This window comes from Rathayibacter sp. AY1F2 (assembly GCF_002930885.1).
Taxonomy (GTDB): Bacteria; Actinomycetota; Actinomycetes; order Actinomycetales; family Microbacteriaceae; genus Rathayibacter.
Genome location: NZ_PSVG01000029.1, coordinates 11,223 through 38,175, shown reverse-complemented (window position 1 = coordinate 38,175; position 26,953 = coordinate 11,223). Strand labels below are relative to the sequence as shown.

Genomic DNA, 26,953 nt, shown 5'->3' with positions numbered 1-26,953 from the left:
GGTCCGGGGACGGGCGGGGCTAGGGTCGAGCCGTGAGCAGGATGGGTGACGTCGCGGCAGGCGGCGGGATGCGCGGAGGGGCGCGCGGCGGGAGGATCTCGAGCAGCGATCCGGACAGCCAGCGGGAGATCAACGCGGCGGCTCCGAAGGTCGACGACCTGCTCCGGCGCATCGCGGGACTCTTCCGCGACCACCGCCCCAAGCTCACGCTCACCGTGATCCTCGTGCTCGTCGGCGCCGCCCTCACGGTGGTGCCCCCGCTCCTCACTCAGCTGGCCTTCGACCGTGGGCTCTTCCCGCCAGGCGGACGCCCGAACCTCCCGGTGCTGCTCGAGCTGGTCGGCGTCATGGTGCTGGTCTGGGCGTTCTCGGCGATCCTCGGCGTCTGGCAGACCTACCTCACCGCGACCGTCGGCAACACGGTCATGGGGGAGCTGCGCATCCGCCTCTTCCGCCACCTGCAGGCGATGGAGCTCGGCTTCTTCACCCGCACCCGCACCGGCGTCATCCAGTCGCGCCTCGCCAACGACGTGGGCGGCGTGGCCAACGTGCTCACGAACACCGTCTCGAGCGTCCTCGGCAACACCGTCACCGTGATCGCGGCCGTCGTCGCGATGCTCCTGCTCTCGTGGCAGATGACGATCGTCGCCCTCGTCCTCACTCCGGTGCTCGTCGTGGCCCAGCGCCGCGTCGGCCAGGTGAGGGCGCGCATCGCGACGAAGACGCAGGAGTCGCTGTCCGAGATGACCGCGATCACCCAGGAGACCCTGAGCGTATCGGGCATCCTCCTGGCCAAGAGCTTCGGCCGCCAGGAGTCGGAGGTGACGCGCTACGCCGACGAGAACGGCCGGCAGATCGAGCTCCAGGTGCGGCAGCAGATGTCCGGCCAGTGGTTCTTCGCGATGGTGCAGATCTTCCTCTCGGTCATCCCCGTGATCGTGTACCTTGTGGCCGCCTGGCTGATCCTCGGCGGCACCACCGTCACCGCCGGAACCGTCGTGGCCTTCACCACCGTGCAGGCGCGCCTGATGTGGCCGCTCCTGGGCCTGATGCGCGTCGCGCTCGACCTGCAGACGGCCGGAGCGCTGTTCGCCCGCATCTTCGAGTACCTGGACCTGCGTCCGGCGATCACGGACAGGGCAGATGCACGCGAGGTCTCGGGCGAGCTCGGCCGGGTCGAGCTCGACGACGTCGTGTTCCGCTACCCCGACCAGGCGGAGGACGCGCGCCCGACGCTCGACCACGTCTCGGTCGCGATCGAGCCGGGCCAGTTCGTCGCCTTCGTCGGTCCCTCCGGCGCGGGCAAGACCACCATCTCGTACCTCGTCCCGCGCCTCTACGACGTGGCCGGGGGAGCGGTGCGCTTCGCCGGTACCGACGTGCGCGAGCTGCGGCAGGAGTCGCTCGTCTCGCACATCGGCATCGTCAGCCAGGAGACCTACCTCTTCCACGCGACGATCGGCGACAACCTCCGCTACGCCCGCCCGGACGCGACGCAGGAGGAGCTGGAGGCGGCCGCCCGCGCCGCGAACATCCACGCGACGATCACGTCGTTCCCCGACGGCTACGACACGCTGGTCGGCGAGCGCGGCTACCGGCTCTCCGGAGGCGAGAAGCAGCGGCTCGCGATCGCGCGCGTCCTGTTGAAGGACCCGGCGGTCCTCATCCTCGACGAGGCGACCAGCGCCCTCGACACCGTCTCGGAGCGGATCGTCCAGACCGCGCTCGACGACGCCGCCCGCGGTCGCACCACCATCGCGATCGCTCACCGGCTCTCGACCATCGTGTCGGCCGACGTCATCCACGTCGTCGAGGGCGGCCGGATCGTCGAATCGGGCACCCACCGCGAGCTGCTCGGCCTCGGCGGCCTCTACGCCTCGCTCTACGCGCAGCAGACGGAGTCGGCCCTCCAGGGCTGAGCCGCGGATCGGCGGCCGGACTCCGCGGGGCTACTCGCAGCCGACGCCGTCTGAGTCGCCGGGCCCCGTGCACGACGTCGGCGGAGAGCACGTGCCCCTCCCGGTGGGGGAGGCGCACCAGTCTCAGCCGATGTCGTGCGCGCCGGAGGCGGTCACTCCGCCGGCCGGTCCTCGAGCATCTGCTCCATCAGCGAGATCTCGGCCTCCTGGGCCTTCACGACGGAGGAGGCGAAGTCGGTGGCGACCGTCACGCGGCTCCGGGCGAGCAGCGCCTCGGCCATATCGATCGCGCCGCGGTGGTGGGCGATCATCAGCTCGAGGAACATCCGGTCGAAGTCGCGGCCCGACGCGCTGCTGAGGGCGGTGATCTGGTCCGGTGTCGCGAGACCGGGCATGCTCGCCGGCACGACGCCGTCCTCGGTCCCCATCCCCATCGACGAGTGCTCGTCGGCGGCTCCGGCCAGGGTCGGCCGGCCCATCCAGGTCATCGAGGGCTCCGGAGCAGCCTGCGGCAGGCCCCACGAGTTCAGCCAGCCGAAGAGCTGCCCGGCCTGCTGCTGCTGGGTGAGCAGGATGTCCTTCGAGACGGTGAGGACCTCGTCGTCGGCGCTGCGCTCGCGGGCGATCATCGCCAGCTCGGCGCCCTGCAGGTGGTGCACCTGCATGTCGCGCGCGAAGCCCGCTTCGGCGCTGGCGCTCGAGGGCGTCGCCGCGGAGGCGAACGGGGCGAGCGCGCCGAAGAGGTAGCCGCCGGCCGCTCCGAGGAGGAGCGCGACCACGGCGACCGCGGCGACGAGGATCCGGCCCCTACTGCTTGCCGGGCGCATCGATCCCTCCGGTGCAGGGGGCGCCGGGCTCCGGAGCGCTCGAGGACTGCCAGAAGCGCTCGACGAAGGCGTCGATGCGGGGGTCCTCAGGCGAGTCGATCGCGACCTGGGCGTCCCAGGCGCTCAGCACGATGGGCGACTCGAGGCCCTCGTAGGGCGAGACGACGGAGTAGGTGTCGGGCATCGCGGCGATCAGCGCGTCGACCTCGCTCTGCGGGAGCTCGGGGTCGTACGTGGCCCAGACGGCGCCGTGCTCGAGGTCGTGCACCGCGTTCTCGTTCGGGACGGGCTCGTCGTAGACGCCGCAGTTCATCCACACGGCGTTGTGCGGGCCGCCCGCCGGCGGGGTCTGCGGGTAGTCGACGGCGCCGGCGACGTGGGTGGCGTCGTTGTCGAAGGTCTGCAGGCCGTCGATCTCGCGCGCCTCGACGATCTGCTGGTTCCCGAAGACGGTGACCGCGACGATCCCGCCGACCGCGAGGACGGCCAGGGCCGACAGCGACCAGATCCAGATGCGGGAGCCGCGCTTGCGGCGGTCCTGCTCGCGCTTGTAGGCCTCGAGCTTCTCCTGTCGGGCGCGGTTCTTGGCGGACATCGTGTCTTTGGGCACGGCGGCGTCTCTCGTTCTGAGGGCGGAAGGCGCCTGGGGCGGGCGCAGGCGCCTGAGAGGCGCTCTCAGAGGATAACGAGCGAGGCTTCGGATCGGATCAATGCGCGGTCAGGGGGATCTCGATGCGCCCGAGGAGCGGGCCGCTCGATCAGCGGGATGCCCAACGGGCCCGCTCGATCCGCAGGATGCGCCGCCGCTCCGCTCAGGGGGCGAAGGTGAGCCAGAGCAGCAGGCCGTTCAGGACGATGAGGAAGACGGCGGCCAGGGCGGCGGCGAGGGTGGTGAACCAGCGGTTCGTCTGGTCGCCCATCAGGCGGCGGTCGCGGGTCAGGATCACGAGCGGCACGAGCGCGAAGGGGATGCCGAACGACAGGACCACCTGGCTGAGCACCAGCGCGCGCGTCGGGTCGAAGCCGATCGCGAGCACCAGGAGCGCCGGGATCAGCGTGACCAGACGACGGGCGACGAGCGGCACCCGCACCTGGAGCAGACCGTGCATGATCTCGGCCCCCGCGTACGCGCCGACCGAGGTCGAGGCGAGGCCGGAGGCGAGCAGGCCGACGGCGAACAGGGTCGCGACCACCGGTCCGAGCGCCGCCCCGATGGCCGCGTGGGCGCCCTCGAGGCTGTCGGTCCCGGCGACTCCCGCGAGGGAGTGCGCGGCGAGGAGCAGGATCGCGAGGTTCACGGTGCCGGCGATGGCGAGCGCGATCGTCACGTCGATCCGGGTGGCGACCAGGATCCTCCGGCGCGCGCCGACGCCCTCGACGTGGCCGAAGCGGTCGCGGGCGAGCGCGGAGTGGGCGTAGATCGCGTGGGGCATGACGGTCGCGCCGAGGATCGAGGCGGCGAGCAGCACCGACTCCGAGCCCTCGAAGCGCGGCACGAGACCGGCGACGGTCGCGCCCGCGTCCGGCGGATCGACGACCACGCCGACCGTGAAGCCGACGGCGATCAGCACCATCAGCGCCGTGATCACCCGCTCGAACGGCTGCGCCCCGCCCCGCGTCTGCACGAGCAGCAGCACCAGCGAGACCGCGCCGGTGACCACGCCGCCGGCCAGCAGCGGCAGTCCGAAGAGCAGGTTCAGCGCGATCGCGCCGCCGATCACCTCGGCCAGGTCGGTCGCCATCGCGACCGTCTCGGCCTGCAGCCAGTAGGCCCGGCGGCCCCAGCGGCCGCGCAGGCGGTCGCCGAGCAGCTCGGGGAGGCTGCGGCCGGTCATCAGGCCGAGCTTCGCCGAGAGGTACTGGATGAGCCAGGCCATCAGGTTGCCGAGCACCACCACCCAGACCAGGAGGTAGCCGAACCGGGCGCCGGCCGTCATGTTGCTGGCGACGTTGCCCGGGTCGAGGTAGGCGACTCCGGCGACCAGCGCCGGGCCGAGCAGGCGGAGGAGGTGGATGTCGGCCGGACGCCGCGGCGGTGCGGCGATCGGTGAGGTCATTCGGGGTCCGTTCCGGGTCGACCGCGGCGCTCGCGGACCCCCACGATAGGGCACCGGCGCGACCGGCGGCACTCCCCTCCCGAGACCGCTCCTTGTGCCTCCGCCCACCCCCGTCACACGCCCGCAGCCGGTTGCTACGCTGGCGGGATGAGCCTGGATCGCGCCCTTCCCGCACGCCCGGAGACCGGGATGGCCTACGCCGATTCGGTGCTCGACCTCATCGGCGACACCCCGCTGGTGAAGCTGGGTCCGGTCGCGGCGGGCGTGCAGGCGACCGTGCTGGTCAAGGTCGAGTACCTGAACCCCGGCGGCTCGTCGAAGGACCGCATCGCGACCCGCATCATCGACGCCGCCGAGCGCGACGGGCTGCTGAAGCCCGGCGGCACCATCGTGGAGCCGACCAGCGGCAACACCGGCATCGGCCTCGCCCTCGTCGCGCAGCAGCGCGGCTACCGCTGCGTGTTCGTGCTGCCGGACAAGGTGGGGGAGGACAAGCGCAACGTCCTCACCGCCTACGGGGCCGAGATCGTCGTGACGCCGACGGCCGTCGCTCCGGAGGACCCCGCCTCCTACTACTCCGTCTCGGACCGCCTCGCCCGCGAGATCCCCGGCGCCTTCAAGCCCAACCAGTACGCGAACCTCAACGGACCGCTCAGCCACTACGAGACCACGGGCCCCGAGATCTGGCGCGACACCGCCGGCCGGCTCACCCACTTCGTCGCGGGAGTCGGCACGGGCGGCACCATCAGCGGCGCCGGCCGCTACCTCAAGGAGGTGTCGGAGGGCCGCGTGCAGATCGTCGGCGCCGACCCCGAGGGTTCCGTCTACTCGGGCGGCGGCGGTCGCCCGTACCTGACCGAGGGCGTCGGCGAGGACTTCTGGCCGAGCGCGTACGACCCGAGCGTGGTCGACCGGATCATCGCCTCCAGCGACGCCGAGTCGTTCGCGATGACCCGCCGCCTCGCCCGCGAGGAGGGGCTGCTCGTCGGCGGATCGAGCGGGCTCGCCGTCTCCGTCGCGCTCAAGGCAGCCGCCGGTCTCGGGCCGGACGACGTGGTCGTCGTGCTCCTGCCGGACGGCGGGCGCGGCTACCTCGGCAAGATCTTCAACGACCGCTGGATGCGCTCCTACGGCTTCCTCGAGATGCGCGACGAGGGCACCGTCCGCGACGTGCTCCGCGCGAGGGCGGCGAGCGGGCAGGCCGACCTCCCGGCGCTCGTGCACGCGCACCCGACCGACACGATCCGCGACGCGATCGGCATCATGACCGAGTACGGCGTCTCGCAGCTCCCGGTGCTGACCGCCGAGCCGCCGGTCGTGATGGGCGAGGTCGTCGGAGCCGTCGACGAGCGCGAGCTGCTCGACCGCGTCTTCGCCGGATCCGCCTCGATGAACGACCCGCTCGGCGACTGCGTGGGCGATGCGCTCGCGCTGATCGGGCTCGGCGAGAGCATCACCGCCGCCCGCGCCGCGCTCACCGAGCACAGCGCCCTCCTCGTCACCGACGAGGGCAAGCCCGTCGCGGTGATCACCCGACAGGACCTCCTCACCTACGCCACGGCCTGACGGCCGCCGCCTCCGCACCTCCGACCCAGGGAGCCCGCACCATGCCCAAGAAGCAGCACTTCGACACCCGCGCCATCCACGCCGGCCAGGAGTTCGATCCGACCACCGGGGCGGTCGTGCCGCCCGTCTACATGACCTCCACGTTCGTCCAGGACGGCATCGGCGGTCTCCGGGGCGGCTACGAGTACGCCCGCTCGGCGAACCCGACGCGCGACTCGCTCCAGGAGCTCATCGCCTCGCTCGAGGGCGCGGACGTCGCCTACTCCTTCTCCTCCGGCCTCGCCGCCGAGGACACCCTGCTGCGCGCCGCCCTCGCGCCCGGCGACCACGTCGTCCTGGGCAACGACGCGTACGGCGGCAGCCACCGCCTGATCGACCGGGTGCACAGCGCCTGGGGCGTGCGCAACACGGCCGTCGACATGTCGAACCTCCGCGAGGTGCAGCGGGCGATCGTCCCCGGCGAGACGAAGATGCTCTGGGTCGAGACCCCGTCGAACCCGCTGATGACCATCAGCGACATCGCCGAGCTCGCCGACCTGGCCCACGCGCACGACCTGATCGTCGTCGTCGACAACACCTTCGCCTCGTCCGCGCTGCAGCAGCCGCTGGCACTCGGTGCCGACGTGGTCGTGCACTCGACCACGAAGTACCTCGGCGGCCACTCGGACGTCGTCGGCGGCGCGCTCGCCCTGCGCTCGGGGCCGCTGGCCGAGAAGATCGCGTTCCTGCAGTTCGCGGTCGGAGCGATCTCGGGCCCGATGGACGCGTGGCTCACGGTCCGCGGCATCAAGACCCTCGGGGTGCGGATGGAGCGCCACTCCGTCAACGCGCAGGCGGTCGCCGAGTTCCTCGTCGAGCACCCGGCGGTGACGGCCGTGCACTACCCGGGCCTGCCCTCGCACCCCGGCCACGAGCTGGCGAAGCGCCAGATGTCGCGGTTCGGCGGGATGCTCTCGCTCGAGCTCGCGACGCCGCGCGCGGCCCGGAAGTTCGCCGAGTCGACCGAGCTGTTCCAGCTCGCGGAGTCACTGGGCGGCGTCGAGTCGCTGATCGGCTACCCGAGCGAGATGACGCACGCGTCGGTGAAGGGCACGCCGCTGGAGGTCTCGGAGTCGCTGGTGCGCCTCTCGGTGGGCCTCGAGGACTCGTCCGACCTGATCGCGGACCTGTCGGCGGCGCTGCCGAAGAAGTAGAGGCGGGAACGCCGCCCCGCGGGGCGGCATCTCGATGGTGCGCCCGATCCGGCCCCTGCCAGGATCGGGCGCATGACCTCCTCGCGCCGCTTCGTCGACCTCAGCCACACCGTCGCGGACGGGCTGGTGACCTACCCGGGCCTGCCCGCTCCGCGCATCCGGCCGCACCTCACGCGTGAGGCGTCCCGCGCCTCCTACGCGCCCGGCACCGAGTTCGCGATGGACGTCATCGAGATGATCGGGAACACGGGCACCTACCTCGACAGCCCGTTCCACCGCTACGAGGGCGGAGCCGATCTCGCCGCTCTCCGCCTCGAGACGCTGGTCGATCTGCCTGCCGTCGTGGTCGACGCGACCGGAGCCACCGGACGGGGCATCAGTGCGGACGCGGTCGCGGGACTCGACGTCCGCGGCGCCGCCGTCCTCCTCCGCACCGGCTGGGACGCGCACTTCGCCACGCCCGGGTACGGCAGGGGCGCCCCCTTCCTCAGCGGCGAGGCGGCGGAGGCGCTCGTCGCCGCCGGCGCGGTGCTGGTCGGCATCGACTCGGTGAACATCGACGACACGGAGTCGGGCGGATCGCGGCCCGCGCACTCGGCCCTCCTCGCCGCGGGAGTGCACGTCGTCGAGCACCTCACCGGCCTCGGCGGGCTGCCGGCGACAGGGGCGCGCTTCACCGCCGTGCCGCCGAAGGTGCGGGGCTTCGGGACCTTCCCGGTGCGGGCCTTCGCGGTCGTCGACGAGCCCTGACCGGCGCAGGGCCCCCGGGCGCCTCCGGCTAACCTGGACCGATGCATCCCGCTCTCGCCGCCGTCGGCCGGCGCGTCCGGCCCCGCACGCGCCTCGCGGCGCTGGGCCGTCGTGTCCGCCCCCGCACGCGGCTGCGCTCCGCGGCCCGGGTCGTCTGCTCCGCCCCTCAGCGCCTCTCGGAGCGCCGCGCCGCCGTGATCGCCGCCCGGCCGATCGACCACCCCTCGCCCGCGCTCCGGCGCGAGCTGCTGCTGCTCGATCTGGCCAACCGCTTCTCCCGCCGCTCCGCGGTCGATCCGGCGGGCGAGGTCGTGGTGACGATGACCACGCACGGCGAGCGGCTGCAGCGGGTCCACGTGGCGCTCGAGTCCATCGCCCGCGGCGACGCCCGGCCCGCGCGCCTGGTGCTCTGGCTCGACGACCCGGCCCTGCACGCCGACCTGCCCGCGCCGCTGCGACGCCTCCGCCGCCGCGGCGTCGAGATCCGCCTGGTCGACGGCTACCGCGTGCACACGAAGTACTACCCGCACCTGCTCTCGGGCCGGGCGGGGGAGCGCGACCTCGTCACCTCCGACGACGACATCGTGTACCCGCGCACCTGGCTGAGGGGCCTGCTCGACGCCCGCTCGCGCTACCCCCGCGAGACCGTGCTCTGCTACCGCGCCCACCGGGTGGGGATCGTCGACGGCGCCGTGGCTCCGTACACGAGCTGGACGCCGGTCGCCGACACGCGCGCGTCGACCGACGTCTTCGGCACCTCCGTCTCCGGGCAGCTGCTGCCCGCCGCGCTCCTCGGCGAGATCGCCGCGCACGGGGAGGCGTTCCGCGAGATCGCCCCGGACGCCGACGACATCTGGCTGCACGTGCGCGCGGTCGACGCCGGTTACCGGATCGCGCAGATCGAGCCCCGGGCCCAGCTGTTCCCGTTCGTGCCGCGCACGCAGCAGTCCGGGCTCTACCTCGTCAACTACTGGGACGGCGGCAACGACCGCCAGGCCCGCGCGGCCTACACGCCCGAGGTGACGGCGCGGATCGCGGCGGACGCCTCCGCGAGAGGGGAGGTGCGCTGATGCGCCTGCTGTTCGTGAGCAACCTCTATCCGCCCCAGGTGCTCGGCGGATACGAGATGACCTGTGCGCGCGTCGCGGAGGCGATGGCGGCCCGCGGCCACACCGTGCGCGTGCTGACCACGCCGACCTACCTGCCGCCGGAGCCCTCGGGCGTCGAGGTGCACCGCACGTTGAGCCTGCGCACCTACTTCCCGCTGCCGCAGACGGGCGGCGAGATCGCTCAGCTGCTGCACCACGAGAGCGCCGTCTCGCGGTTCGAGAACACCCGCATCCTGCTCGAGGAGCTGCGCGACTTCGCGCCGACCCACGTGGTGGCCTTCAACCTGCTCGGGATCGGCGGCCTCGCGATGATCGACCTGCTGCGGGCGGTGGAGGCGCCGTGGATGTGGAACCTCGGCGACCGCATCCCGAACGCCCTGGTCGACGGGCTGCCCGAGCGCGTGCTCCGCGTCTACGGCGCCCAGGCCCCCGACCACTTCGACCGCGGCGAGATCGTCGCGGTCAGCCGCTCCCTCGTCGACGCGATCGAGGCCGGCGGGCTGAGCCTGGGCGAGGTCGAGGTGATCGGGCGCGGAGTGTCCGTTCCCCCCGACACCGCGGAGCCGCGGCGCTACCGCGAGGGCGGGACCACCCGGTTCACGTTCGCCGCGTCGCTCGGCGAGCACAAGGGCGTCGGGCTGGTGCTGGAGGCGGCGGCGTCTCTCGCGGAGGAGACCCGCGACTTCCGCGTGGACCTCTACGGCGACGGAGACGTGGACGGCTGGCGCGCCCGGGCGGACGAGGCGGGCCTGGCCGGCCTGGTCGAGTTCCACGGAGCGACGCCGCACGCCGAGGTGCTCGCCGCGCACGGCCGCGCCGACGCGTTCCTCTTCCCGACCTGGGCCGGAGAGGCGTTCGGCGTCGCGCCGGTCGAGGCGGCCGCGGCGGGCGCCGTGCCGATCGTGACGGCGGCCAGCGGAGTAGCGGAGTTCCTCATCGACGGCGTCGACTGCATCAAGATCACCCGCTCCGCCCCGGCGCTCCTCGAGGCGATGCGGGACGTGGCGAGCGGGGCGGTGGACCTCGAGGCGCTCGGTCGGCGGGGCCGGGCCGCGGCGCGCGGACCGCTCTCGTTCGAGCGCTCCGTCGAGCTGATCGAGGCCTCGCTCGAGCGCCGCTCCCGGCCGGGCCTCGCCGACCGCCTCGCCGACACCACCCTCGAGGCCGACATCATGGACAAGGATCTGCGGGCGATGGACGTGCTCCACCGCCGCTTCTCCGGACGGGACCACGACGATGACCACTGACCACGACTTCCTCCAGGACCCCGGCTCCGCGCCCACCCGGCTCGGCCGCGGCGGCGTCGTGCTCCGCGACGCCGTGCACCGGCTGGTCGCCCCCTGGTTCGAGCAGGCGCGGCTGCGCACGGAGGAGCTGCGCGCCGAGACGGCGGCCCTGCGCGACGAGGTGGCCGGGCTCCGCGGCGAGCTGAGCGCGGTGCAGGGCGACGTCTCCGTGCTGCGCGACGAGTCGGCGGGCCTCCGGGAGGCGCTGGACGAGCTCAGCGCGTCGGTCGCGGCCGACCGCGCCTCGTCCGAGGCGGCGGGTGCGGCAGCCGCCGAGCAGGCCGCCGACACCGCAGCGGCTCTCGACGAGCGCGTCCGCGGGGTCGAGCTCGAACTGCGGGCGGTCACCCGGCGCCTCGCGGAGGCGCTCGACCGCTGAGGCGGCGAGGCCCGGTCCTCGCGGCGATCAGGCGGGGACCGCCGTCCGCGCGAGCAGCTCGGCGATACGCCCGGTGCAGCCGCCGCAGCCCGTGCCGGCGCGGGTCGCCCGCCCGACGCAGGCGACCGTCCCGTGTCCCGCCGCAGCCGCATCGGTGATCACCGCCGCCGTCACGCCGTTGCACCAGCAGACCGTGGCATCGGGGGCGAACGGATCGCCGGTCGCCGCGGCGCCCGCATCCGGGGCGTCCAGACGCAGGAGGCTCGACCGGTCCGCCGGCAGCTCCGAGCCCCGCTCGAAGAGGAGGCTGAGCTCGGCGCCGACCCGGGGCAGACCCACCGAGACGAACCCGCGCAGCACTCCTCCTGCGGTCACGAGCTTGGCGTAGCCGCCGCGGGCGGGGTCAGCCCACAGCGTCACCTCGAGGTGCTCCTCGCCCGGGCGGTGCGGGTCCCACGGCTCCGGGGCCACGTCGCCTCCTGCCACGAGGTCGACACCCTCGGCCTTCAGCATCACGACCGCCGGTCGGGCGTCGGGGACGCGCTCCTCGCCGCAGCGGCCCTCAGCCTCCGCCCGGATCCGCGCTGCGAGCCGGTCCGCCTGCTCCCATCCCGGACCGATCAGTCCGCTCGGTCCGCCGGGCACGCGGCCGTCGGGCAGGGCCGAGCCGCGGGGGGCGACGTGCGCGCAGTCGCCGATCGCGAAGACGTCCGGGTCGCTCCAGCTGCGCAGCTGCTCATCGACCAGGATCCCGGTCGAAACGGCGAGCTCCGCGCCCGCGGCCAGCTCGACCCGCGCACCGACACCGCACGAGAGCACCAGCAGATCCCCCTCGATCTGCTTGCCGTCAGCGCAGACGAGCGCCTGGAAGTGCGCACGGCCGCGGTCGTCGTGCGCGAGCAGGACGCTCTCGGACCGGGCGTGCGCCACCATCTCGACGCCGGCCGCGCGGGCGGCCGCGGCCAGCATCCGCCCCCCGCCCGTGTCGAGATTGCGGGCCATCGGGATGTCGCCGTGGAAGACGACCACCACCTGCGCGCCCTGCTCGGCGGCGGCGAGGGCGAACTCGATCCCGAGCACTCCCGCCCCGAGCACGACGAGGCGAGCGCCGGAGCGCACGGCCTCGCGGACCACCCGGGCGTCGGCCAGGTCTCGCAGCGCCACCACCCTCTCCGGGAGGGGCCGGGAGCCCGCGTCGAGCGACTCCGGATCGGCGGCGCGCACCGTCCGCTCACGTCGGGCCCGCTCCATCCCGGCCAGGGTCGGCACGTTCGCCCGGGCGCCGGTCGCCAGGACGAGGCGGTCGTAGGGGAGCCGCTCGCCGTCGTGCAGCCGCACGACGTTCCGCGCGCGGTCGATCCCCACGACGGCCGCTCCCAGGCGCAGGACGACGCCCGCCGCCTCCGCCGCCGTCCGGTCGCCGAGGTCGAGGCGCTCGCGGGTCGCCCGGCCGACGGCGTACTCCGCGAGCAGGACACGGTTGTAGGGGTTGTCGCCCTCGGCGCCGACGACCGTCAGCGCGACCAGACCGGCCCGCACGGCCGGCAGCAGCTCCTCGACGAAGCGCGAGCCGACGGGGCCATAGCCGATCAGGACGATCCGCTCGGGAGGTGTTTCAGGCATGTGCCGTCCCTTCCGCGCGGACCCAGACCCGCGTGCGCTTGAACTCGGGCATCGACGACACCGGGTCCACGACGGCCTCGGTGAGGAGGTTCGCGCACTGCTCACCCGCGTAGTGGAAGGGCAGGAACACCGTGTCGTGGCGGATGTCCGCGGTGACGCTCGCGCGGGCGCGGACCACGCCGCGCGCGTTCCCGATCGCCACAGGTGCTCCGTCGCGGACGCCGAGCCGGGAGGCGGTCGCCGGGTGGATCTCGAGCCGAGCCTCGGGGCGGGCCGCATCGAGCTCCGCGACCCGCCGGGTCTGGGTGCCCGACTGGTACTGCTGGAGGTAGCGGCCGGTCACCAGGGTCAGCTCCTCGCCGCGGTCCACGACGACGGGGACGGCGGGGATGACGGCGACCAGGCGCGCCCGGCCGTCGGGGTGCCCGAAGCGCTCAGCGAAGAGGCGCGGCGTCCCCGTGCCGCCCGCTGGGTAGGGCCAGTGGGCGGCGATCCCGGTGTCGAGCAGGGCGTGCGAGAGGCCGGAGTAGTCGGCCACGCCTCCCGCGGACGCGCGGGCCAGCTCGTCGAACACCTCCGCGGGGACGGTCGACCAGCTCGAGGGGGCGTCGAGACGGCGCGCCAGTTCGCTCATGATCCAGAGCTCGCTGCGCACTCCCGCCGGCGGGTCGATCGCCCGGCGGCGGCGGAGCACCCGGCCCTCGAGCGAGGTCATCGTGCCCTCCTCCTCCGCCCACTGCGGCACCGGGAGCACCACATCGGCCAGCGCGGCGGTCTCGGAGAGGAAGAAGTCGCAGACGACCAGCGTGTCCAGGGCCTCGAGCCCGGCGCGGACGGCGTCGGCGTCCGGAGCCGAGACGACCACGTTGGAGCCGTGCACCAGCAGGCAGTGCACGGAGCGTCCGAGCTCGGCGAGCAGGGCGGTGGCGGGCAGGCCCGGGCCGGGGATCGATTCGGGCGTCACGTCCCAGACGGCGGCGACGTGGCGCCGCGCCTCCGGATCGCGGATGGAGCGGTACCCCGGGAGCTGATCGGCCTTCTGGCCGTGCTCGCGTCCGCCCTGGCCGTTGCCCTGACCGGTGAGCGTGCCGTACCCCGACCCCTCGCGACCCACCAGGCCGAGCACGAGAGCGAGGTTGATCGCGGCGGTCGCGGTGTCGGTGCCGTCGACGTGCTGCTCGACCCCGCGGCCGGTCAGCACGAACGACCGCCCCGCGGCGAGCCGGCGCGCGAGGGAGCGGAGGAGCGTGGTCGGCACGCCCGTGACCGCGGACGTGCGCTCCGGCCACCACGCCGAGACGCTGCGGCGCACCGCCTCGGCGCCGGTCGTGCGCGCGGCGAGGTAGGCGGTGTCGGCGAGGCCCTCGGCGAAGACCAGGTGGATCAGCCCGAGCAGGAGCGGCAGATCCGTCCCGGGAGCGGGCTGCAGATGCGTGCCGGCGCCGTCCTCCGTCAGCCGCGCGGTGGCCGAGCGGCGCGGGTCGACGACCACCAGGCCGCCCCGCGAGCGGGCACCGGCGAAGTGGGCGAGCAGCGGCGGCATCGTCGCGGCGACGTTCGAGCCCAGGAGCAGGATCGTGTCGGCGTCGTCGAGGTCGGACACCGGGAACGGCAGTCCGCGATCGACGCCGAAGGCGCGGTTGCCGGCCGCCGCGGCCGAGGACATGCAGAAGCGGCCGTTGTAGTCGATCCGGGAGGTGCCGAGAGCGATTCGAGCGAACTTCCCGAGCTGGTAGGCCTTCTCATTGGTGAGGCCCCCGCCGCCGAAGACGGCCACCGCGTCGGCGCCGTGCCGCGCCCGGACGCCGCGCACCGCCGCGGCGACCGCGTCGAGCGCCTCCTCCCACGACGCCTCCGCGAGGACGCCGTCGGCGCCGCGCAGCAGCGGGGAGACCAGTCGCTGTCCGCTCGCCAGCAGCTCGACGGAGGTCCAGCCCTTGGCGCAGAGCCCGCCCCGGTTCGTCGGGAACTCCCTCCCCTCGACCGCCAGGGGCACGGGGCCCGCCGCGGGTGTCAGCGTCATCGCGCACTGCAGGGCGCAGTACGGGCAGTGGGAGTCGGTCGGGGCGGGTGCGCTCATCGTCAGATCCGGGTCCCCGTCTTCGCGGCGAGGCGGAGGTAGACGCCGGCCGTGATCGCGAGCATCACCGCATAGGCGCCGACGAACCAGCCCAGCGCCGTGGTGTAGTCGCCGAACTCGGTCTTGGAGAAGCCGAGCAGCTGGGGGATCACGAAGCCGCCGTAGGCGCCGATCGCCGAGATCAGGCCGAGCGCCGCGGCGGACGTGCGCTGGGCACCGATGCCGTCGTCACCGCGCTGGCGGGCGCGGAGGGCGAACACCGTGGGGATCATGCGGTAGGTCGCGCCGTTGCCGATGCCGGCCGCCGAGAAGAGCACGAGGAAGCAGGCGAGGAAGAGCCAGAAGCTGCCGAGCGGCAGTGTCGCGATCACGCCGAGGATCCCGGCGCCCATGGCGACGAAGGCGAGGACCGTGACAGGCGCTCCGCCGAAGCGGTCGGCCAGACGGCCGCCGGAGGGGCGGGACAGCGAGCCCACCAGGGAGCCGAGGAACGCGAGGCCGACCGTCGCCGAGCCGACGGCGAAGCCGGAGAACTCGGGGAAGGTGTCGGCGATGAGCTTCGGGAACACGCCGGCGAATCCGATGAAGGACCCGAAGGTGCCGATGTAGAGCACGGCCAGCAGCCAGAGGTGCGGCTCGCGGAGCGCGGCGAGGGAGGCGGCGACGTCGGACTTCGCGGTCGAGAGGTTGTCCATGCGCTTGGCGGCGCCGATCATCGCCACGACGATCAGGGGGACCCAGAGGAAGCCGGCGATCGGCAGGTTCAGCGTGGCCGCGGCGCCGACGGTGATCGCGATCGGCACGACGAGCTGCGCGACGGAGGCGCCCAGGTTGCCGCCCGCGGCGTTGAGCCCCAGAGCCCAGCCCTTCTGCGCGTGCGGGTAGAAGAAGGTGATGTTCGCCATCGAGCTGGCGAAGTTGCCGCCGCCGAAGCCGGCGAGCGCGGCCACCAGGAGCATGACGCCGAACGGGGTCTCCGGATTCGAGACCGCGATGCCGAGTCCGACGCTCGGGATCAGCAGGAGGCCCGCCGACACGATCGTCCAGTTGCGGCCGCCGAAGCGGGGGACCATGAACGTGTACGGGATCCGCAGGGTGGCGCCGACGAGGCTCGGCATCGAGATGAGCCAGAAGATCTGCCCGGTGTCGAAGGCGAACCCGGCCGCCGGCAGCGAGACGACGACGACCGACCAGAGCTGCCAGACGACGAAGCCGAGGAACTCGGCGAAGATCGACCACCTCAGATTGCGAGCGGCGACGGAGCGTCCCTCCGCCTCCCACTGGGCGGGGTCCTCGGGGTTCCAGCCGTCGATCCAGCGGCCCGGCCGTCGGATGATGCCGGTGGATGTGGCGGCGGTCGTGGGGACGGTGGTCGGGGGTGCAGCAGTCATCGTGGTCCTCCGGAGGGTGGGCGGCGCGCGCGAGGGCGCGCTCGGGACGGGGAGGTGGAGCGGTGGTGGTGCGGGGAGGAGGCGTCAGGCGTTGCGCCCGAACAGCTCCGAGACGATGTCGACCAGCTCGCGGGCGGGCGGATCGACGGCGGTGAGGAGGGGAGCGGAGGCGAGGTCGGCCCCCGCGGAGGCGGCCAGGCCGGCGAAGTAGCCGGGCGCGAGCAGGTAGGTGGCGACCACGACGCGCGCGCCGGGGTGGGCGGCGCGCTCGGCGGCGACCGCCTCCGCGATCCGCGGCTCGGCGGCCGAGATGAACGAGGTGCTCACCTCGCGGCCGAGCTCGGCGGCGAGGAGGCGGCCGGTGGTCCAGCAGTCCGCGACGGCACCGGCGTCGCTCGAGCCGGCAGCGGCGAGCACGACGCGGTCGCCGTCGTCGAGCCCTGCCTCGTGGAGCCGGCGGGCGAGCACGCGCGCCAGGCGGGGATCGGGTCCGAGCGCGCCCGAGACCCGCACCGGCCGCTCCGCCTCCGCCGCGGCCTCGGCGAGGTCGACGTGCACGTGGTAGCCGGCCGAGAGCAGCAGCGGCACGACCACCGCCGGCCGGCCCGGCTCGAGAGAACCCAGGGTCGCGGGGACGTCGGGCTGCTGCACGTCGACGAAGGAGTCGAGCACGTCCAGCGCCGGGTTGGCCCGGCGGACCGCCTCGACCAGCGCGGCGACGGCACGCCTCCCGTCGTCGTCGGAGGTCCCGTGGGACGCGGCGACCAGAGCGGTCCGCTGGGCGACCTCGATCGTGCCGTCGCTCTCGCGCACCTGCCAGGTGGCGAGGTGCAGCTCCGCTCGTGTGAAGCAGGCGCCGGTCTCGAGGTCGAAGACGTCCTTGTGCAGGGGGGAGGCGATCGTGGGCCGCTGCACCCCGTCGACCAGACGCGAGCCGACGATGCCGCGTGAGAGCACGGCGGCGCCGGTCGCGGGGTCGAGGTTCGAGACGGCCCGCACCCGCCCGTCGGGCAGGAGGAACAGGGCGAGCTGCACACCGCCGACCAGGGCGGCCTCGCCCCAGAGCGGCTCGAGGTCGCCGACGGCGCAGACCGGCACCCAGGTGGTGGCGGTCGCGGGGGCGAGCCGATCGAGGAGGGTCATCGCTGCGCCTTCTTCCTGCGGGTGGGCCACCGCATCCGGTCGGACGCGATGAGGCAACGGTAGGGATCGCGCGTTTCGTGCGAGCACGCCTCCGGTGTCACGGGCGTAACGAAGCCCTCACGGCCTGCGGCGCTCGCCGAGAGGCGCGCGTCACACGCTGTTACACAGGGGCAACGGCGGGGAAACGGGCCGTCCCTACGGTGGACGTCATGACTCCTGGAGCGAACCCCGCCGCCCGGCCCCGACGCGTGCTCGTCGTCGGAGCGGGACCCGCCGCGCACCGCCTGGTCGACGCGCTCGTCGCCCGGGCCGGCGACCAGGCGCTGGAGATCACCGTCCTCGGCGAGGAGGTGCACCGTCCCTACGACCGCGTCGCACTCTCGAAGCGCCTCGACGGCGAGCACGACCTGACTCTGGGCGACGGCGCTCTGTGGGAGTCGGCGCGGCTGATCACCTCCTCCCGTGTCGTCGCGATCGATCCCGACCGCCTGCGCGTCGAGCTCGCGGACGGCCGCTCCCTCGAGGGCGACGAGATCGTCCTGGCGACGGGCTCCTCCGCCACGGTCCCGCCGATCGAGGGCGCCGAGCACGGCCGCGTCTACCGCACGCTCGAGGACGTGGACGGGCTCGTCGCCGAGCTCGCCGCGTTCCGCGCCCGGCGCGGACGCCCCGCGATCGTGGTCGTGGTCGGCGGCGGTCTGCTCGGCCTCGAGGCGGCGGGAGGCGCGCACCGGCTCGGTGCGCGCACCGCCCTCGTCCACTCCGGCCGCTGGCTGATGAGCGCGCAGCTCGACGAGGGCGCCGGGCAGGCCCTCGGCCGCATCATCTCGGCGCAGGGGATCGCGCTGCACCTCGGCAACCGGCCCACCGCGATCCTCACCTCGCCGACGGGGACCGTGCTCGGCGTCGCGCTGACCGACGGCAGCAGCATCAGCGCCGATCTCGTGGTCTTCTCCATCGGGATCACGGCGCGCGACGAGCTCGCCCGAGCGGTCGGGATCGAGGTCGCACCGCGCGGAGGCGTGGCCGTCGACGAGGCCTGCCGCACCAGCAGGGCGGGAGTCTGGGCCATCGGCGAGGTCGCCGCGATCGCCGGCCGCACGGTCGGGCTCGTCGCACCCGCCAACGCGATGGCGGAGGTGGTCGCCGACCGGATCCTCGGCGGCGACGCGACCTTCCCGGGGGTCGACGACGCCACCAAGCTCAAGCTCTCGGGCGTGGAGGTCGCCAGCTTCGGCGACGCCCTCGGCACCACGGAGGGAGCGCTCGAGGTCGTCTACGCCGATCCGGCCCGCGGTCTCTACCAGAAGGTCGTCGTCTCGGACGATGCGCGCACGCTGCTCGGCGGGATGTTCGTCGGCGACGCGGGCCCCTACTCCTCCCTCCGCCCGCTGCTGGGGCGCGAGCTGCCGGCCGAGCCCGGCGCCTACCTCGCGGCGGCGGGGGCGGAGGCGCCCTCGGGCGACCTTCCGGACGACGCCCAGGTCTGCTCGTGCAACAACGTCTCGGTCGGCGAGGTCCGCCACGCGATCGGCGAGGGGTGCACCGAGCTGGGGCCGCTCAAGGCCTGCACCCGCGCGGGCACCCAGTGCGGATCGTGCGTGCCCCTGGTGAAGAAGCTGCTCGACACGGAGCTGATCCGTGCGGGCGTCGAGGTCTCCCGCGCCCTCTGCGAGCACGTGGCGCTCAGCCGCAGCGAGCTGTTCGAGTCGGTCCGCATCCTCGGGCTGCACTCGGCCGAGCAGGTGATGGAGCGCTTCGGCTCCGGGCTGGGCTGCGACGTCTGCAAGCCGGTGATCGCCTCCGTCCTCGCCACCCAGACGAACGCCTACATCCTCGACGGCGGCCAGGCGCCGCTGCAGGACACCAACGACCGCGCCCTGGCCAACATGCAGAAGGACGGCACCTACTCCGTCGTCCCGCGGATCCCCGGGGGCGAGATCACGCCGGCGAAGCTCAAGGTGATCGCCGAGGTCGCCGAGCAGTACGGCCTCTACACGAAGATCACCGGCGGGCAGCGGATCGACATGTTCGGCGCCCGCCTCGAGCAGCTGCCCGAGATCTGGCGCCTCCTCGTCGACGCCGGCTTCGAGTCGGGTCAGGCGTACGGCAAGTCGCTGCGCACGGTCAAGTCGTGCGTCGGATCGACCTGGTGCCGCTTCGGAGTCCAGGACGCGGTCGGGATGGCGGTCTTCCTCGAGGAGCGGTACCGGGGTCTCCGCTCGCCGCACAAGTTCAAGCTCGGGGTCAGCGGCTGCGCCCGCGAGTGCGCCGAGGCGCGGGGGAAGGACATCGGCGTCATCGCGAGCGACCTCGGCTGGAACCTCTACGTCGGCGGCAACGGCGGCTACCAGCCGGCGCACGCCCAGCTGCTCGCGCAGGACCTCGACGACGAGACCCTGGTGCGCTACATCGACCGCTACGTCATGTACTACGTGCGCACGGCCGAGCGGCTCCAGCGCACCGCCCGCTGGCAGGAGGAGCTCCCCGGCGGACTCGAGCACGTGCGCGAGGTGGTCTGCGAGGACTCGCTCGGCATCGCCGCCGAGCTGGAGGCCGCCATGGCCACGCACGTCGACACCTACGTCGACGAGTGGGCGGCGACCCTCGCCGATCCCGACCGGCTCCGCCGCTTCCGCTCCTTCGTGAACGCCCCGGACACCGCGGATCCGCGCGTCGCGACCGTGCGCGAGCGCGGGCAGGTCCGGCCCGCCGGCCGGGACGAGAGACCGGACGGACCCGTGCTGGTCGCGGGGCCGAGGATCCCCGTCGGTCCGGCCGGGATCGGATCGGACTCGTGATGCAGCTCTCCCTCGACCTCGCCGGACGCCGTGTGCTCGTGATCGGCACCGCCTCCGGGACCCGCCGCGTGCTCGCCCGCTACCGAGCCGCCGGCGCACTCGTCGAGCGGCACGAGGCGGAGGACGCGCTCACCCCGGCGCCCCCGGCCCTGATCGTGTGGGTGGAGGGGCCGGCGCCGCTCCGAGCAGCGGCGGCCGAGCTCTGCCCCTGGATCGTCGACGAGGCCCCCGCGCCGACCCGGCCGGTCGGGCACGTCAGCATCGTCGGCGGCGGCCCCGGCGATCCGGATCTGATGACCCTCGCCGCCCGCCGCGCCCTCCGCGACGCGGACGTGGTGCTCTACGACCGGCTCGGTCCGCACGAGGGCCTGGCCGAGTGGGCGCCCGGCGCCGAGCTGATCGACGTCGGCAAGACGCCGGGTCATCACGCGGTGCCGCAGCACGAGATCGAGCGGCTGATGATCGAGCGGGCCCTCGCGGGTCTGGACGTCGTGCGCCTGAAGGGCGGCGATCCGTTCGTGTTCGGCCGCGGGTCGGAGGAGGTGCGCGCGTGCCGGCTGGCCGGCGTCGGCTCCACGGTCGTCCCCGGAGTGACCAGCGCGATCTCAGTGCCCGCCGCCGCCGGGATCCCGGTCACCCATCGCGAGGTCAGCAGGGCCTTCACCGTGGTCTCGGGCCATGCGCCGTTCAGCGAGCAGGAGCTCGGCCATCTGGCCGGGCTGGGCGGGACGATCGTGGTGCTGATGGGCGTGAACACCCTCCCGCACCTCGTCGCCGGGCTGCAGCGCGCGGGGATGCGCGCCGACACGCCCCTCGCGATCGTCGAGCGGGGCTGGTCGCGCGACCAGCGCACGACGGTCTCGTCGGTCGGCGGAGTGCTCGGCCTGCTCGCCGAGCTGGCACCGCGCTCGCCCGCCGTGATCGTCATCGGCGAGGTGGTCCGGCAGGCCGCGTGCCATGATGCGGGGGACCCCGAGAGCATCGCCCGAGCGGTCGATGCACTGACCGCGTGAGACCCCGAGAGGGCCGAGCATGACCGGCACCGATCCCGACGCCGCCGTGGGGTTCCGACCCGACCAGCTGGACGGCTTCCGCATCGGGGTCACCTCCGACCGCCGCTCCGAGGACCTGATCGCCGCGTTCGAGCGCCGCGGTGCCGCCGTCACGCACGCCCCCACCATCCGCATGCGCGGCGTCGACACCGAGGGCGCGCTCGAGGAGGAGACCCGCGCCATCGTCGCCGCCCGTCCCGACGTGCTCCTCGCCACCACCTCCTACGGCCTGCGGCGCTGGCTCGAGGCCGCGGACGCCGCGGGGATCGAGCTGGCCGACGCGCTGTCCTCCGCGCGGATCCTCGTCCGAGGACCCAAGGCGCGCGGAGCGATCCGTGCGGCGGGTCTCGACGACCACGGGATGAGCGAGCGCGAGACGACCACCTCCCTCGTCGACCTGGCCCTGCGCGAGGGCGTCGCCGGCCGCACGATCGCGGTGCAGCTGCACGGATTCACCGACCCGGCTCAGCTGCAGCGTCTCCGCGACGCCGGCGCCCGGGTGCTCACGGCCGCGCCCTACCGCTGGAGCGTGCACGAGGACTCCGCCCGGGTGCTGCGGCTGATCGACGCGGTCTGCGGAGGGGGCATCGACGCCGTCACCTTCACCAGCGCGCCGGCGGTGGAGGCGCTCTTCACGGTCGCGGAGGCCGCGGGCCGCCTCGACGACCTCCAGGCGGCCTTCCGCGAGACGGTGGTCGCCGCCGCCGTCGGCCCCGTGACCGCAGCACCCCTGGTCGAGGCAGGGATTCTCCCGGTCGTGCCGGACCGGTTCCGGATGGGTGCGCTCATCCGCCTGACCTGCGAGCACCTCGAGCAGGCGTCGCCCCGCATCGAGACGGCCTTCGGCACTCTCGAGCTCCGAGGCCGGCACGCCGTCCTGGCCGGGACCCGGGTGGCGCTGACCCCGGTCGCGCTCGCGCTGTTCCGGACTCTCGTCGCCGCCGAGGGCGCGACCGTCGCGCGTCACGTCCTCGCGGCCTCCGCGCCGGAGGCTCTCGACGACCACGCGGTCGACGTCGCTATCAGCCGCCTCCGTCAGGCCCTCCCCGAACCGCGGCTCGTGGCGACGGTGATCAAGCGCGGCTACCGGCTCGCGACCCCGCTCTGAGTGGCAACGCGATGCGGCTGCGGCCCTCTCCGCGCCCGTTGGCGCGGCTCCAGGCGTCCATCGCAGGAGGCCGCGACTCCGCTCGTTCGGCACACGCCGCTCACCACGAGTGGACGCGCGACGGGAGCGACGCGACCAAGGTCGCGGACGGGCGACCGTTCGAGGCCGCGCCGGGCGCGGTGCCACACTGAGCGCGTGGGCAGGCTGAGGGTCGTCGTCGCGCCCGACTCCTTCAAGGGGTCGGCGAGCGCGGTCGAGGTCGCGCGGGCGATCGCCGAGGGCTGGAGCGCTGCGCGCGCGGGGGACGAGATCGTCCTCGCGCCGATGGCCGACGGGGGAGAGGGCACGGTCGAGGCCTTCGCGCTCGCGGTCCCGGGGTCGCAGCGGCTGCCGGTCGTCGTGCCCGGCCCGGACTCCCGGCCGGTCCGCGCCTGGGGGCTGCTGCTCCCCGACGGGACAGCCGTCGTCGAGCTCGCCTCCACGAGCGGCATCACGCTGCTCGACCCGCTCCGACCGCTCACCGCGCACACGCGCGGCTTCGGCCGCGCGATCGCCGCCGCCCTCGACGCGGGGGCGCACGCCCTGCTGCTGGCGATCGGCGGCAGCGCCTCGACCGACGGCGGAGTCGGAGCGCTCCGCGAGCTCGGCGCACGCTTCTCCACCGCCTCCGGCCGCGACCTCGGCGAGGGAGGCGGTGCGCTGCCCGCGCTCGCCGCCGCCGACCTCCGCGCGCTGCGTCCTCTGCCGCCCGGAGGCGCGGTCGTGCTCAGCGACGTCGCGACCCCGCTGCTCGGCGACTCCGGGGCGGCCCGCGTCTTCGGACCGCAGAAGGGGGCCGGCCCCGAGGACGTCCTCCTCCTCGAGAGCGGCCTCCGCCGTCTCGCTGCGCACCTGGACGCGGATCCCGATGCGCCGGGCTCCGGGGCGGCGGGCGGGACGGGCTTCGGGCTGCTCGCCTGGGGCGCGCGCCCGACCTCCGGCGCCGACGCCGTCGGACGGGCGATCGGGCTCCCGGCGCTCCTCGCGGGCGCGGACGTCGTCATCACGGGGGAGGGGCGCTTCGACGCGCAGTCCGCCGCCGGCAAGGTCCCGGTGCACGTCCTCGCGCTCGCCGAGGCGGCCGGGGCGCGGACGCTCCTCGTCGCCGGGGCGATCGCGGCGCCGACTCCCGGCTTCACCGCGGCGGTGTCGCTGACGGAGGCGGCGGGCTCCTCGTCCGCGGCCCTCGCGGACCCGTTCCCGCACCTGCGCGCCGTCGCCCGGGAGTGGGCCGCGCAACTCCTCTGACCGTTCGCGGTGTCGGTGGTCGGGCGTACCGTCCGGGCATGCCCCGCGATGCGATCCGACCACCACATCTTGTGGTCGAGCCGCCGCGCGGACCCCACCGGTCGGGCATGCCGACACGCCGTGGCGCGTTGTACACAGTGAACGGGATCCTTCTGTCCACACCTGTGGATGGTTCGTCCGGATCCGCGTCCTTCCGCGGTTCCACGGGCTCCGGCCTGTGGATGAACGGGGAGGAACCGGTGGATAACTACACGGCTGTAACTACTACGTCTAGTGGGCTGACACCGGCCCGCCCCCTATATGTAGTATTGCTGAGCAGGTCGGAGCGAGAGCCCCACCGGCACCCAGAACTCACCCGGACCACCCTCCGACCCCGCCCGCATCGAGAGCCGCCGGTCGGGGAGCGGCACCGGGACACCCCCTCCGAAAGGCGACACCCATGGCTGTGACGGTCTACACCAAGCCCTCCTGCGTCCAGTGCACCGCGACGTACCGCGCCCTCGACAGCAAGGGCATCGACTACGAGGTGTTCGACCTCTCCGTGGACGAGAAGGCCCTCGAGGCCGTCAAGGCCCTCGGCTACCTCCAGGCGCCGGTCGTCATCACGGACGACGACCACTGGTCCGGCTTCCGCCCCGACAAGATCGCGACCCTCTGAGGCGCACGGACGGCGATCCGCAGCGTCGTCGGCGGGCGCCGTAGCGCCGCTGCGGCTTCCTCCTCCGCCTTGCGGCTCACCGCGCAGCCGCCTCGGAGGCGGGACCGAGAACAGCAGCTGACGGGGAGAGGGGCCGAAGGATGAGCGGGCTCGTGTACTTCTCCAGCAGCTCGGGGAACACGCACCGGTTCATCGAGAAGCTCGGACGGCCGGCGCAGCGCATCCCGCTCCACGCCCGTCGCGACGGAGCCGCCCTCGACACGCTCCACGTCCACGAGCCGTACGTGCTCGTCCTCCCCACCTACGGCGGCGGCAACGGCGGAGGAGCGGTCCCCAAGCAGGTCATCCGGTTCCTCAACGATCCGTGCAACCGCTCCCTGATCCGCGGCGTCATCGGCGCCGGCAACACGAACTTCGGCGAGGCGTACTGCCTCGCCGGCGACATCATCGCCCGCAAGTGCGAGGTGCCGCACCTCTATCGATTCGAAGTATTCGGAACACCCGACGACGTCCGCGCCGTCGACGAAGGATTGGACACGTTTTGGACGCAGCAGTGATCGACGCTCCCCGCGACGCCGCACAGATGGACTACCACTCGCTCAACGCGATGCTGAACCTCTACGGCCCGAACGGAGAGATCCAGTTCGACAAGGACCGCGAGGCCGCTCGCGAGTTCTTCCTGCAGCACGTCAACCAGAACACGGTGTTCTTCCACACGCTCAAGGAGCGCCTCGACTACCTGGTCGAGAAGGAGTACTACGAGCAGGCCGTGCTCGACCAGTACTCGTTCGAGTTCATCCAGCAGCTCAACGACCTGGCGTACTCGAAGAAGTTCCGCTTCGCGACCTTCCTCGGCGCGTTCAAGTACTACACCTCGTACACGCTCAAGACGTTCGACGGGAAGCGCTACCTCGAGCGCTTCGAGGACCGCGTCGTGATGACCGCCCTCGGCCTCGCCCAGGGCGACGAGACGCTCGCGACCGCCCTCGTCGAGGAGATCGTCGCCGGCCGCTTCCAGCCCGCGACCCCGACCTTCCTCAACACAGGCAAGGCCCAGCGCGGCGAGCTCGTCTCCTGCTTCCTGCTGCGCATCGAGGACAACATGGAGTCGATCGCCCGCGGCATCAACTCCGCGCTCCAGCTCTCCAAGCGCGGCGGCGGCGTCGCCCTCTCGCTCTCGAACATCCGCGAGGCCGGCGCCCCGATCAAGCAGATCGAGAACCAGTCCTCGGGCATCATCCCCGTGATGAAGCTCCTCGAGGACAGCTTCAGCTACGCCAACCAGCTCGGCGCGCGCCAGGGCGCGGGAGCGGTGTACCTCTCGGCGCACCACCCCGACATCCTCCGCTTCCTCGACACCAAGCGCGAGAACGCCGACGAGAAGATCCGCATCAAGACGCTCTCCCTCGGCGTCGTCGTGCCCGACATCACGTTCGAGCTCGCGAAGAACAACGAGGACATGTACCTCTTCTCGCCCTACGACGTCGAGCGCGTCTACGGCATCCCCTTCGGCGACATCTCCCTCTCGGAGAAGTACCGCGAGATGGTCGACGACCCGCGCATCAAGAAGACCAAGATCTCGGCGCGCGAGTTCTTCCAGACCATCGCCGAGATCCAGTTCGAGTCGGGCTACCCCTACATCGTGTTCGAGGACACGGTGAACCAGGCGAACCCGATCAAGGGCCGCATCAACATGTCCAACCTCTGCTCCGAGATCCTCCAGGTCAACACTCCGACGACCTACAACGAGGACCTCTCCTATGCGCAGATCGGCAAGGACATCTCCTGCAACCTCGGCTCGCTGAACATCGCGCTGACGATGGACTCGCCCGACTTCGGCCGCACCATCGAGACCGCTATCCGCGGCCTCACCTCGGTGTCCGACCAGTCGCACATCACCTCGGTCCGCTCGATCGAGGACGGCAACGACAAGTCGCACGCCATCGGCCTCGGCCAGATGAACCTGCACGGCTACCTCGCCCGCGAGCGGATCCACTACGGATCCGAGGAGGGCATCGACTTCACCAACATCTACTTCTACTCGGTGCTGTTCCACGCCCTGCGCGCCTCCAACAACCTCTCCATCGAGCGCGGCACCACCTTCGAGGGCTTCGCCGACTCGAAGTACGCCTCGGGTGAGTTCTTCGACACCTACACGGAGAAGGAGTGGACGCCGGCCACCGAGCGCGTCTCCCGCCTCTTCGCCGACTCGGGCATCGCGGTCCCCACCCAGGACGACTGGCGTGCGCTCAAGGCCTCGGTCATGGAGCACGGCATCTACAACCAGAACCTGCAGGCCGTCCCGCCGACCGGCTCGATCTCGTACATCAACAACTCGACGTCCTCGATCCACCCGATCGCGTCGAAGATCGAGATCCGCAAGGAGGGCAAGCTCGGCCGCGTCTACTACCCGGCGCCGTTCATGACGAACGACAACCTGGAGTACTACCAGGACGCGTACGAGATCGGCTACGAGAAGATCATCGACACCTACGCCGCCGCCACGCAGCACGTCGACCAGGGCCTCTCGCTCACGCTCTTCTTCAAGGACACGGCGACCACCCGCGACGTCAACCGCGCTCAGATCTACGCCTGGCGCAAGGGCATCAAGACGATCTACTACATCCGCATCCGTCAGCTGGCGCTCGAGGGCACCGAGCTCGACCAGTGCGTCTCGTGCATGCTCTAGAGCACGCAGCCCCACCCCCCTCCGCACGACCCATC

The 26,953-nt window shown here is 73.0% G+C and carries 21 protein-coding genes; 14 read left to right on the top strand and 7 right to left on the bottom strand.

The genetic code is table 11. From position 1 onward, the window contains the following. Positions 1 to 41: 41 nt before the first annotated feature. On the top strand, positions 42 to 1,919 hold the full coding sequence (locus C5C54_RS16245) for an ABC transporter ATP-binding protein (protein WP_104247708.1): 1,878 nt from the start codon (positions 42 to 44) through the stop codon (positions 1,917 to 1,919). A 152-nt stretch (positions 1,920 to 2,071) separates the two neighbouring features. Here C5C54_RS16245 and C5C54_RS16240 read toward each other — a convergent pair whose 3' ends face one another. From C5C54_RS16240 to C5C54_RS16230, 3 genes are all read right to left on the bottom strand, one after another. Further along, entirely contained in the window at positions 2,072 to 2,746 is a 675-nt protein-coding gene (locus C5C54_RS16240) for a DUF305 domain-containing protein (protein WP_104224341.1), read from the bottom strand. Next, on the bottom strand, positions 2,727 to 3,356 hold the full coding sequence (locus tag C5C54_RS16235; protein WP_244230507.1) for a DUF3105 domain-containing protein: 630 nt from the start codon (positions 3,354 to 3,356) through the stop codon (positions 2,727 to 2,729). Before C5C54_RS16235 ends, C5C54_RS16240 begins: the two co-directional genes overlap by 20 nt. A 202-nt stretch (positions 3,357 to 3,558) precedes the next feature. Next, positions 3,559 to 4,803 (bottom strand): Nramp family divalent metal transporter, encoded by a 1,245-nt coding sequence (locus C5C54_RS16230; RefSeq protein ID WP_104227179.1) that lies wholly within the window; start codon positions 4,801 to 4,803, stop codon positions 3,559 to 3,561. A gap of 189 nt (positions 4,804 to 4,992) precedes the next feature. Here C5C54_RS16230 and C5C54_RS16225 point away from each other — a divergent pair, with 189 nt between their 5' ends. The 6 genes from C5C54_RS16225 to C5C54_RS16200 all read left to right on the top strand — a co-directional run bounded on the left by C5C54_RS16225 (position 4,993) and on the right by C5C54_RS16200 (position 11,086). Further along, positions 4,993 to 6,369 carry a cystathionine beta-synthase gene (locus tag C5C54_RS16225; protein WP_104224344.1) on the top strand — a complete coding sequence of 459 codons (1,377 nt, stop codon included), beginning with the start codon at positions 4,993 to 4,995 and terminating at the stop codon, positions 6,367 to 6,369. 41 nt (positions 6,370 to 6,410) lie between these two features. Further along, positions 6,411 to 7,562 carry a cystathionine gamma-synthase gene (locus tag C5C54_RS16220; RefSeq protein ID WP_104224345.1) on the top strand — a complete coding sequence of 384 codons (1,152 nt, stop codon included), beginning with the start codon at positions 6,411 to 6,413 and terminating at the stop codon, positions 7,560 to 7,562. A gap of 72 nt (positions 7,563 to 7,634) precedes the next feature. Beyond that, the gene (locus C5C54_RS16215) at positions 7,635 to 8,312 is read left to right on the top strand and encodes a cyclase family protein (protein WP_104247709.1); all 678 of its coding nucleotides are present in this window, start codon (positions 7,635 to 7,637) and stop codon (positions 8,310 to 8,312) included. Between the two features lie 41 nt (positions 8,313 to 8,353). Then, complete coding sequence (locus C5C54_RS16210; RefSeq protein ID WP_104247710.1) at positions 8,354 to 9,382, top strand: glycosyltransferase; 1,029 nt, start codon at positions 8,354 to 8,356, stop codon at positions 9,380 to 9,382. Continuing rightward, complete coding sequence (locus C5C54_RS16205; protein ID WP_104224348.1) at positions 9,382 to 10,668, top strand: glycosyltransferase; 1,287 nt, start codon at positions 9,382 to 9,384, stop codon at positions 10,666 to 10,668. Before C5C54_RS16210 ends, C5C54_RS16205 begins: the two co-directional genes overlap by 1 nt. Beyond that, on the top strand, positions 10,658 to 11,086 hold the full coding sequence (locus C5C54_RS16200; RefSeq protein ID WP_104256353.1) for a hypothetical protein: 429 nt from the start codon (positions 10,658 to 10,660) through the stop codon (positions 11,084 to 11,086). The genes C5C54_RS16205 and C5C54_RS16200 overlap by 11 nt, the downstream gene beginning before the upstream one ends. A gap of 27 nt (positions 11,087 to 11,113) precedes the next feature. Here C5C54_RS16200 and C5C54_RS16195 read toward each other — a convergent pair whose 3' ends face one another. The 4 genes from C5C54_RS16195 to nirD form a co-directional block, all read right to left on the bottom strand. Next, on the bottom strand, positions 11,114 to 12,709 hold the full coding sequence (locus C5C54_RS16195; RefSeq protein WP_104288802.1) for an NAD(P)/FAD-dependent oxidoreductase: 1,596 nt from the start codon (positions 12,707 to 12,709) through the stop codon (positions 11,114 to 11,116). Next, the gene (locus C5C54_RS16190) at positions 12,702 to 14,789 is read right to left on the bottom strand and encodes a molybdopterin oxidoreductase family protein (protein WP_104288801.1); all 2,088 of its coding nucleotides are present in this window, start codon (positions 14,787 to 14,789) and stop codon (positions 12,702 to 12,704) included. Before C5C54_RS16190 ends, C5C54_RS16195 begins: the two co-directional genes overlap by 8 nt. 2 nt (positions 14,790 to 14,791) lie before the next feature. After that, entirely contained in the window at positions 14,792 to 16,180 is a 1,389-nt protein-coding gene (locus tag C5C54_RS16185; protein ID WP_104224352.1) for an MFS transporter, read from the bottom strand. Positions 16,181 to 16,264: 84 nt separating this feature from the next. Further along, the gene (nirD, locus tag C5C54_RS18480; RefSeq protein ID WP_104224353.1) at positions 16,265 to 17,323 is read right to left on the bottom strand and encodes a nitrite reductase small subunit NirD; all 1,059 of its coding nucleotides are present in this window, start codon (positions 17,321 to 17,323) and stop codon (positions 16,265 to 16,267) included. Positions 17,324 to 17,532: 209 nt separating this feature from the next. Here nirD and nirB point away from each other — a divergent pair, with 209 nt between their 5' ends. The 7 genes from nirB (at position 17,533) to nrdE (ending at position 26,918) form a co-directional block, all read left to right on the top strand. Further along, a complete protein-coding gene (gene nirB, locus C5C54_RS16175) occupies positions 17,533 to 20,124 on the top strand; it encodes a nitrite reductase large subunit NirB (protein WP_104288804.1) in 2,592 nt (863 codons plus the stop codon). Continuing rightward, the gene (cobA, locus tag C5C54_RS16170) at positions 20,124 to 21,137 is read left to right on the top strand and encodes a uroporphyrinogen-III C-methyltransferase (RefSeq protein WP_104227191.1); all 1,014 of its coding nucleotides are present in this window, start codon (positions 20,124 to 20,126) and stop codon (positions 21,135 to 21,137) included. The genes nirB and cobA overlap by 1 nt, the downstream gene beginning before the upstream one ends. 19 nt (positions 21,138 to 21,156) lie before the next feature. Next, a complete protein-coding gene (locus C5C54_RS16165; protein ID WP_104288800.1) occupies positions 21,157 to 22,284 on the top strand; it encodes a uroporphyrinogen-III synthase in 1,128 nt (375 codons plus the stop codon). Positions 22,285 to 22,488: 204 nt separating this feature from the next. Beyond that, positions 22,489 to 23,571, top strand: coding sequence for a glycerate kinase (locus tag C5C54_RS16160; RefSeq protein ID WP_219812220.1), 1,083 nt, complete (start codon positions 22,489 to 22,491; stop codon positions 23,569 to 23,571). 439 nt (positions 23,572 to 24,010) lie between these two features. After that, on the top strand, positions 24,011 to 24,229 hold the full coding sequence (gene nrdH / locus C5C54_RS16155; protein ID WP_068255139.1) for a glutaredoxin-like protein NrdH: 219 nt from the start codon (positions 24,011 to 24,013) through the stop codon (positions 24,227 to 24,229). Between the two features lie 140 nt (positions 24,230 to 24,369). Then, on the top strand, positions 24,370 to 24,786 hold the full coding sequence (gene nrdI / locus C5C54_RS16150; protein ID WP_104224357.1) for a class Ib ribonucleoside-diphosphate reductase assembly flavoprotein NrdI: 417 nt from the start codon (positions 24,370 to 24,372) through the stop codon (positions 24,784 to 24,786). Positions 24,787 to 24,812: 26 nt separating this feature from the next. Further along, complete coding sequence (nrdE, locus tag C5C54_RS16145; RefSeq protein WP_104267670.1) at positions 24,813 to 26,918, top strand: class 1b ribonucleoside-diphosphate reductase subunit alpha; 2,106 nt, start codon at positions 24,813 to 24,815, stop codon at positions 26,916 to 26,918. Positions 26,919 to 26,953 lie beyond the last annotated feature (35 nt).

What these genes read in the sequence shown, in the direction of transcription:
- C5C54_RS16245 (WP_104247708.1), top strand. Translation starts at nt 42, where the DNA reads ATGGGTGACGTCGCGGCAGGCGGCGGGATGCGCGGAGGGGCGCGCGGC.
- C5C54_RS16240 (WP_104224341.1), bottom strand. Translation starts at nt 2,746, where the DNA reads ATGCGCCCGGCAAGCAGTAGGGGCCGGATCCTCGTCGCCGCGGTCGCC.
- C5C54_RS16230 (WP_104227179.1), bottom strand. Translation starts at nt 4,803, where the DNA reads ATGACCTCACCGATCGCCGCACCGCCGCGGCGTCCGGCCGACATCCAC.
- C5C54_RS16225 (WP_104224344.1), top strand. Translation starts at nt 4,993, where the DNA reads ATGGCCTACGCCGATTCGGTGCTCGACCTCATCGGCGACACCCCGCTG.
- C5C54_RS16220 (WP_104224345.1), top strand. Translation starts at nt 6,411, where the DNA reads ATGCCCAAGAAGCAGCACTTCGACACCCGCGCCATCCACGCCGGCCAG.
- C5C54_RS16215 (WP_104247709.1), top strand. Translation starts at nt 7,635, where the DNA reads ATGACCTCCTCGCGCCGCTTCGTCGACCTCAGCCACACCGTCGCGGAC.
- C5C54_RS16210 (WP_104247710.1), top strand. Translation starts at nt 8,354, where the DNA reads ATGCATCCCGCTCTCGCCGCCGTCGGCCGGCGCGTCCGGCCCCGCACG.
- C5C54_RS16205 (WP_104224348.1), top strand. Translation starts at nt 9,382, where the DNA reads ATGCGCCTGCTGTTCGTGAGCAACCTCTATCCGCCCCAGGTGCTCGGC.
- C5C54_RS16200 (WP_104256353.1), top strand. Translation starts at nt 10,658, where the DNA reads ATGACCACTGACCACGACTTCCTCCAGGACCCCGGCTCCGCGCCCACC.
- C5C54_RS16195 (WP_104288802.1), bottom strand. Translation starts at nt 12,709, where the DNA reads ATGCCTGAAACACCTCCCGAGCGGATCGTCCTGATCGGCTATGGCCCC.
- C5C54_RS16190 (WP_104288801.1), bottom strand. Translation starts at nt 14,789, where the DNA reads ATGAGCGCACCCGCCCCGACCGACTCCCACTGCCCGTACTGCGCCCTG.
- C5C54_RS16185 (WP_104224352.1), bottom strand. Translation starts at nt 16,180, where the DNA reads ATGACTGCTGCACCCCCGACCACCGTCCCCACGACCGCCGCCACATCC.
- nirD (WP_104224353.1), bottom strand. Translation starts at nt 17,323, where the DNA reads ATGACCCTCCTCGATCGGCTCGCCCCCGCGACCGCCACCACCTGGGTG.
- nirB (WP_104288804.1), top strand. Translation starts at nt 17,533, where the DNA reads ATGACTCCTGGAGCGAACCCCGCCGCCCGGCCCCGACGCGTGCTCGTC.
- cobA (WP_104227191.1), top strand. Translation starts at nt 20,124, where the DNA reads ATGCAGCTCTCCCTCGACCTCGCCGGACGCCGTGTGCTCGTGATCGGC.
- C5C54_RS16165 (WP_104288800.1), top strand. Translation starts at nt 21,157, where the DNA reads ATGACCGGCACCGATCCCGACGCCGCCGTGGGGTTCCGACCCGACCAG.
- nrdH (WP_068255139.1), top strand. Translation starts at nt 24,011, where the DNA reads ATGGCTGTGACGGTCTACACCAAGCCCTCCTGCGTCCAGTGCACCGCG.
- nrdI (WP_104224357.1), top strand. Translation starts at nt 24,370, where the DNA reads ATGAGCGGGCTCGTGTACTTCTCCAGCAGCTCGGGGAACACGCACCGG.
- nrdE (WP_104267670.1), top strand. Translation starts at nt 24,813, where the DNA reads ATGGACTACCACTCGCTCAACGCGATGCTGAACCTCTACGGCCCGAAC.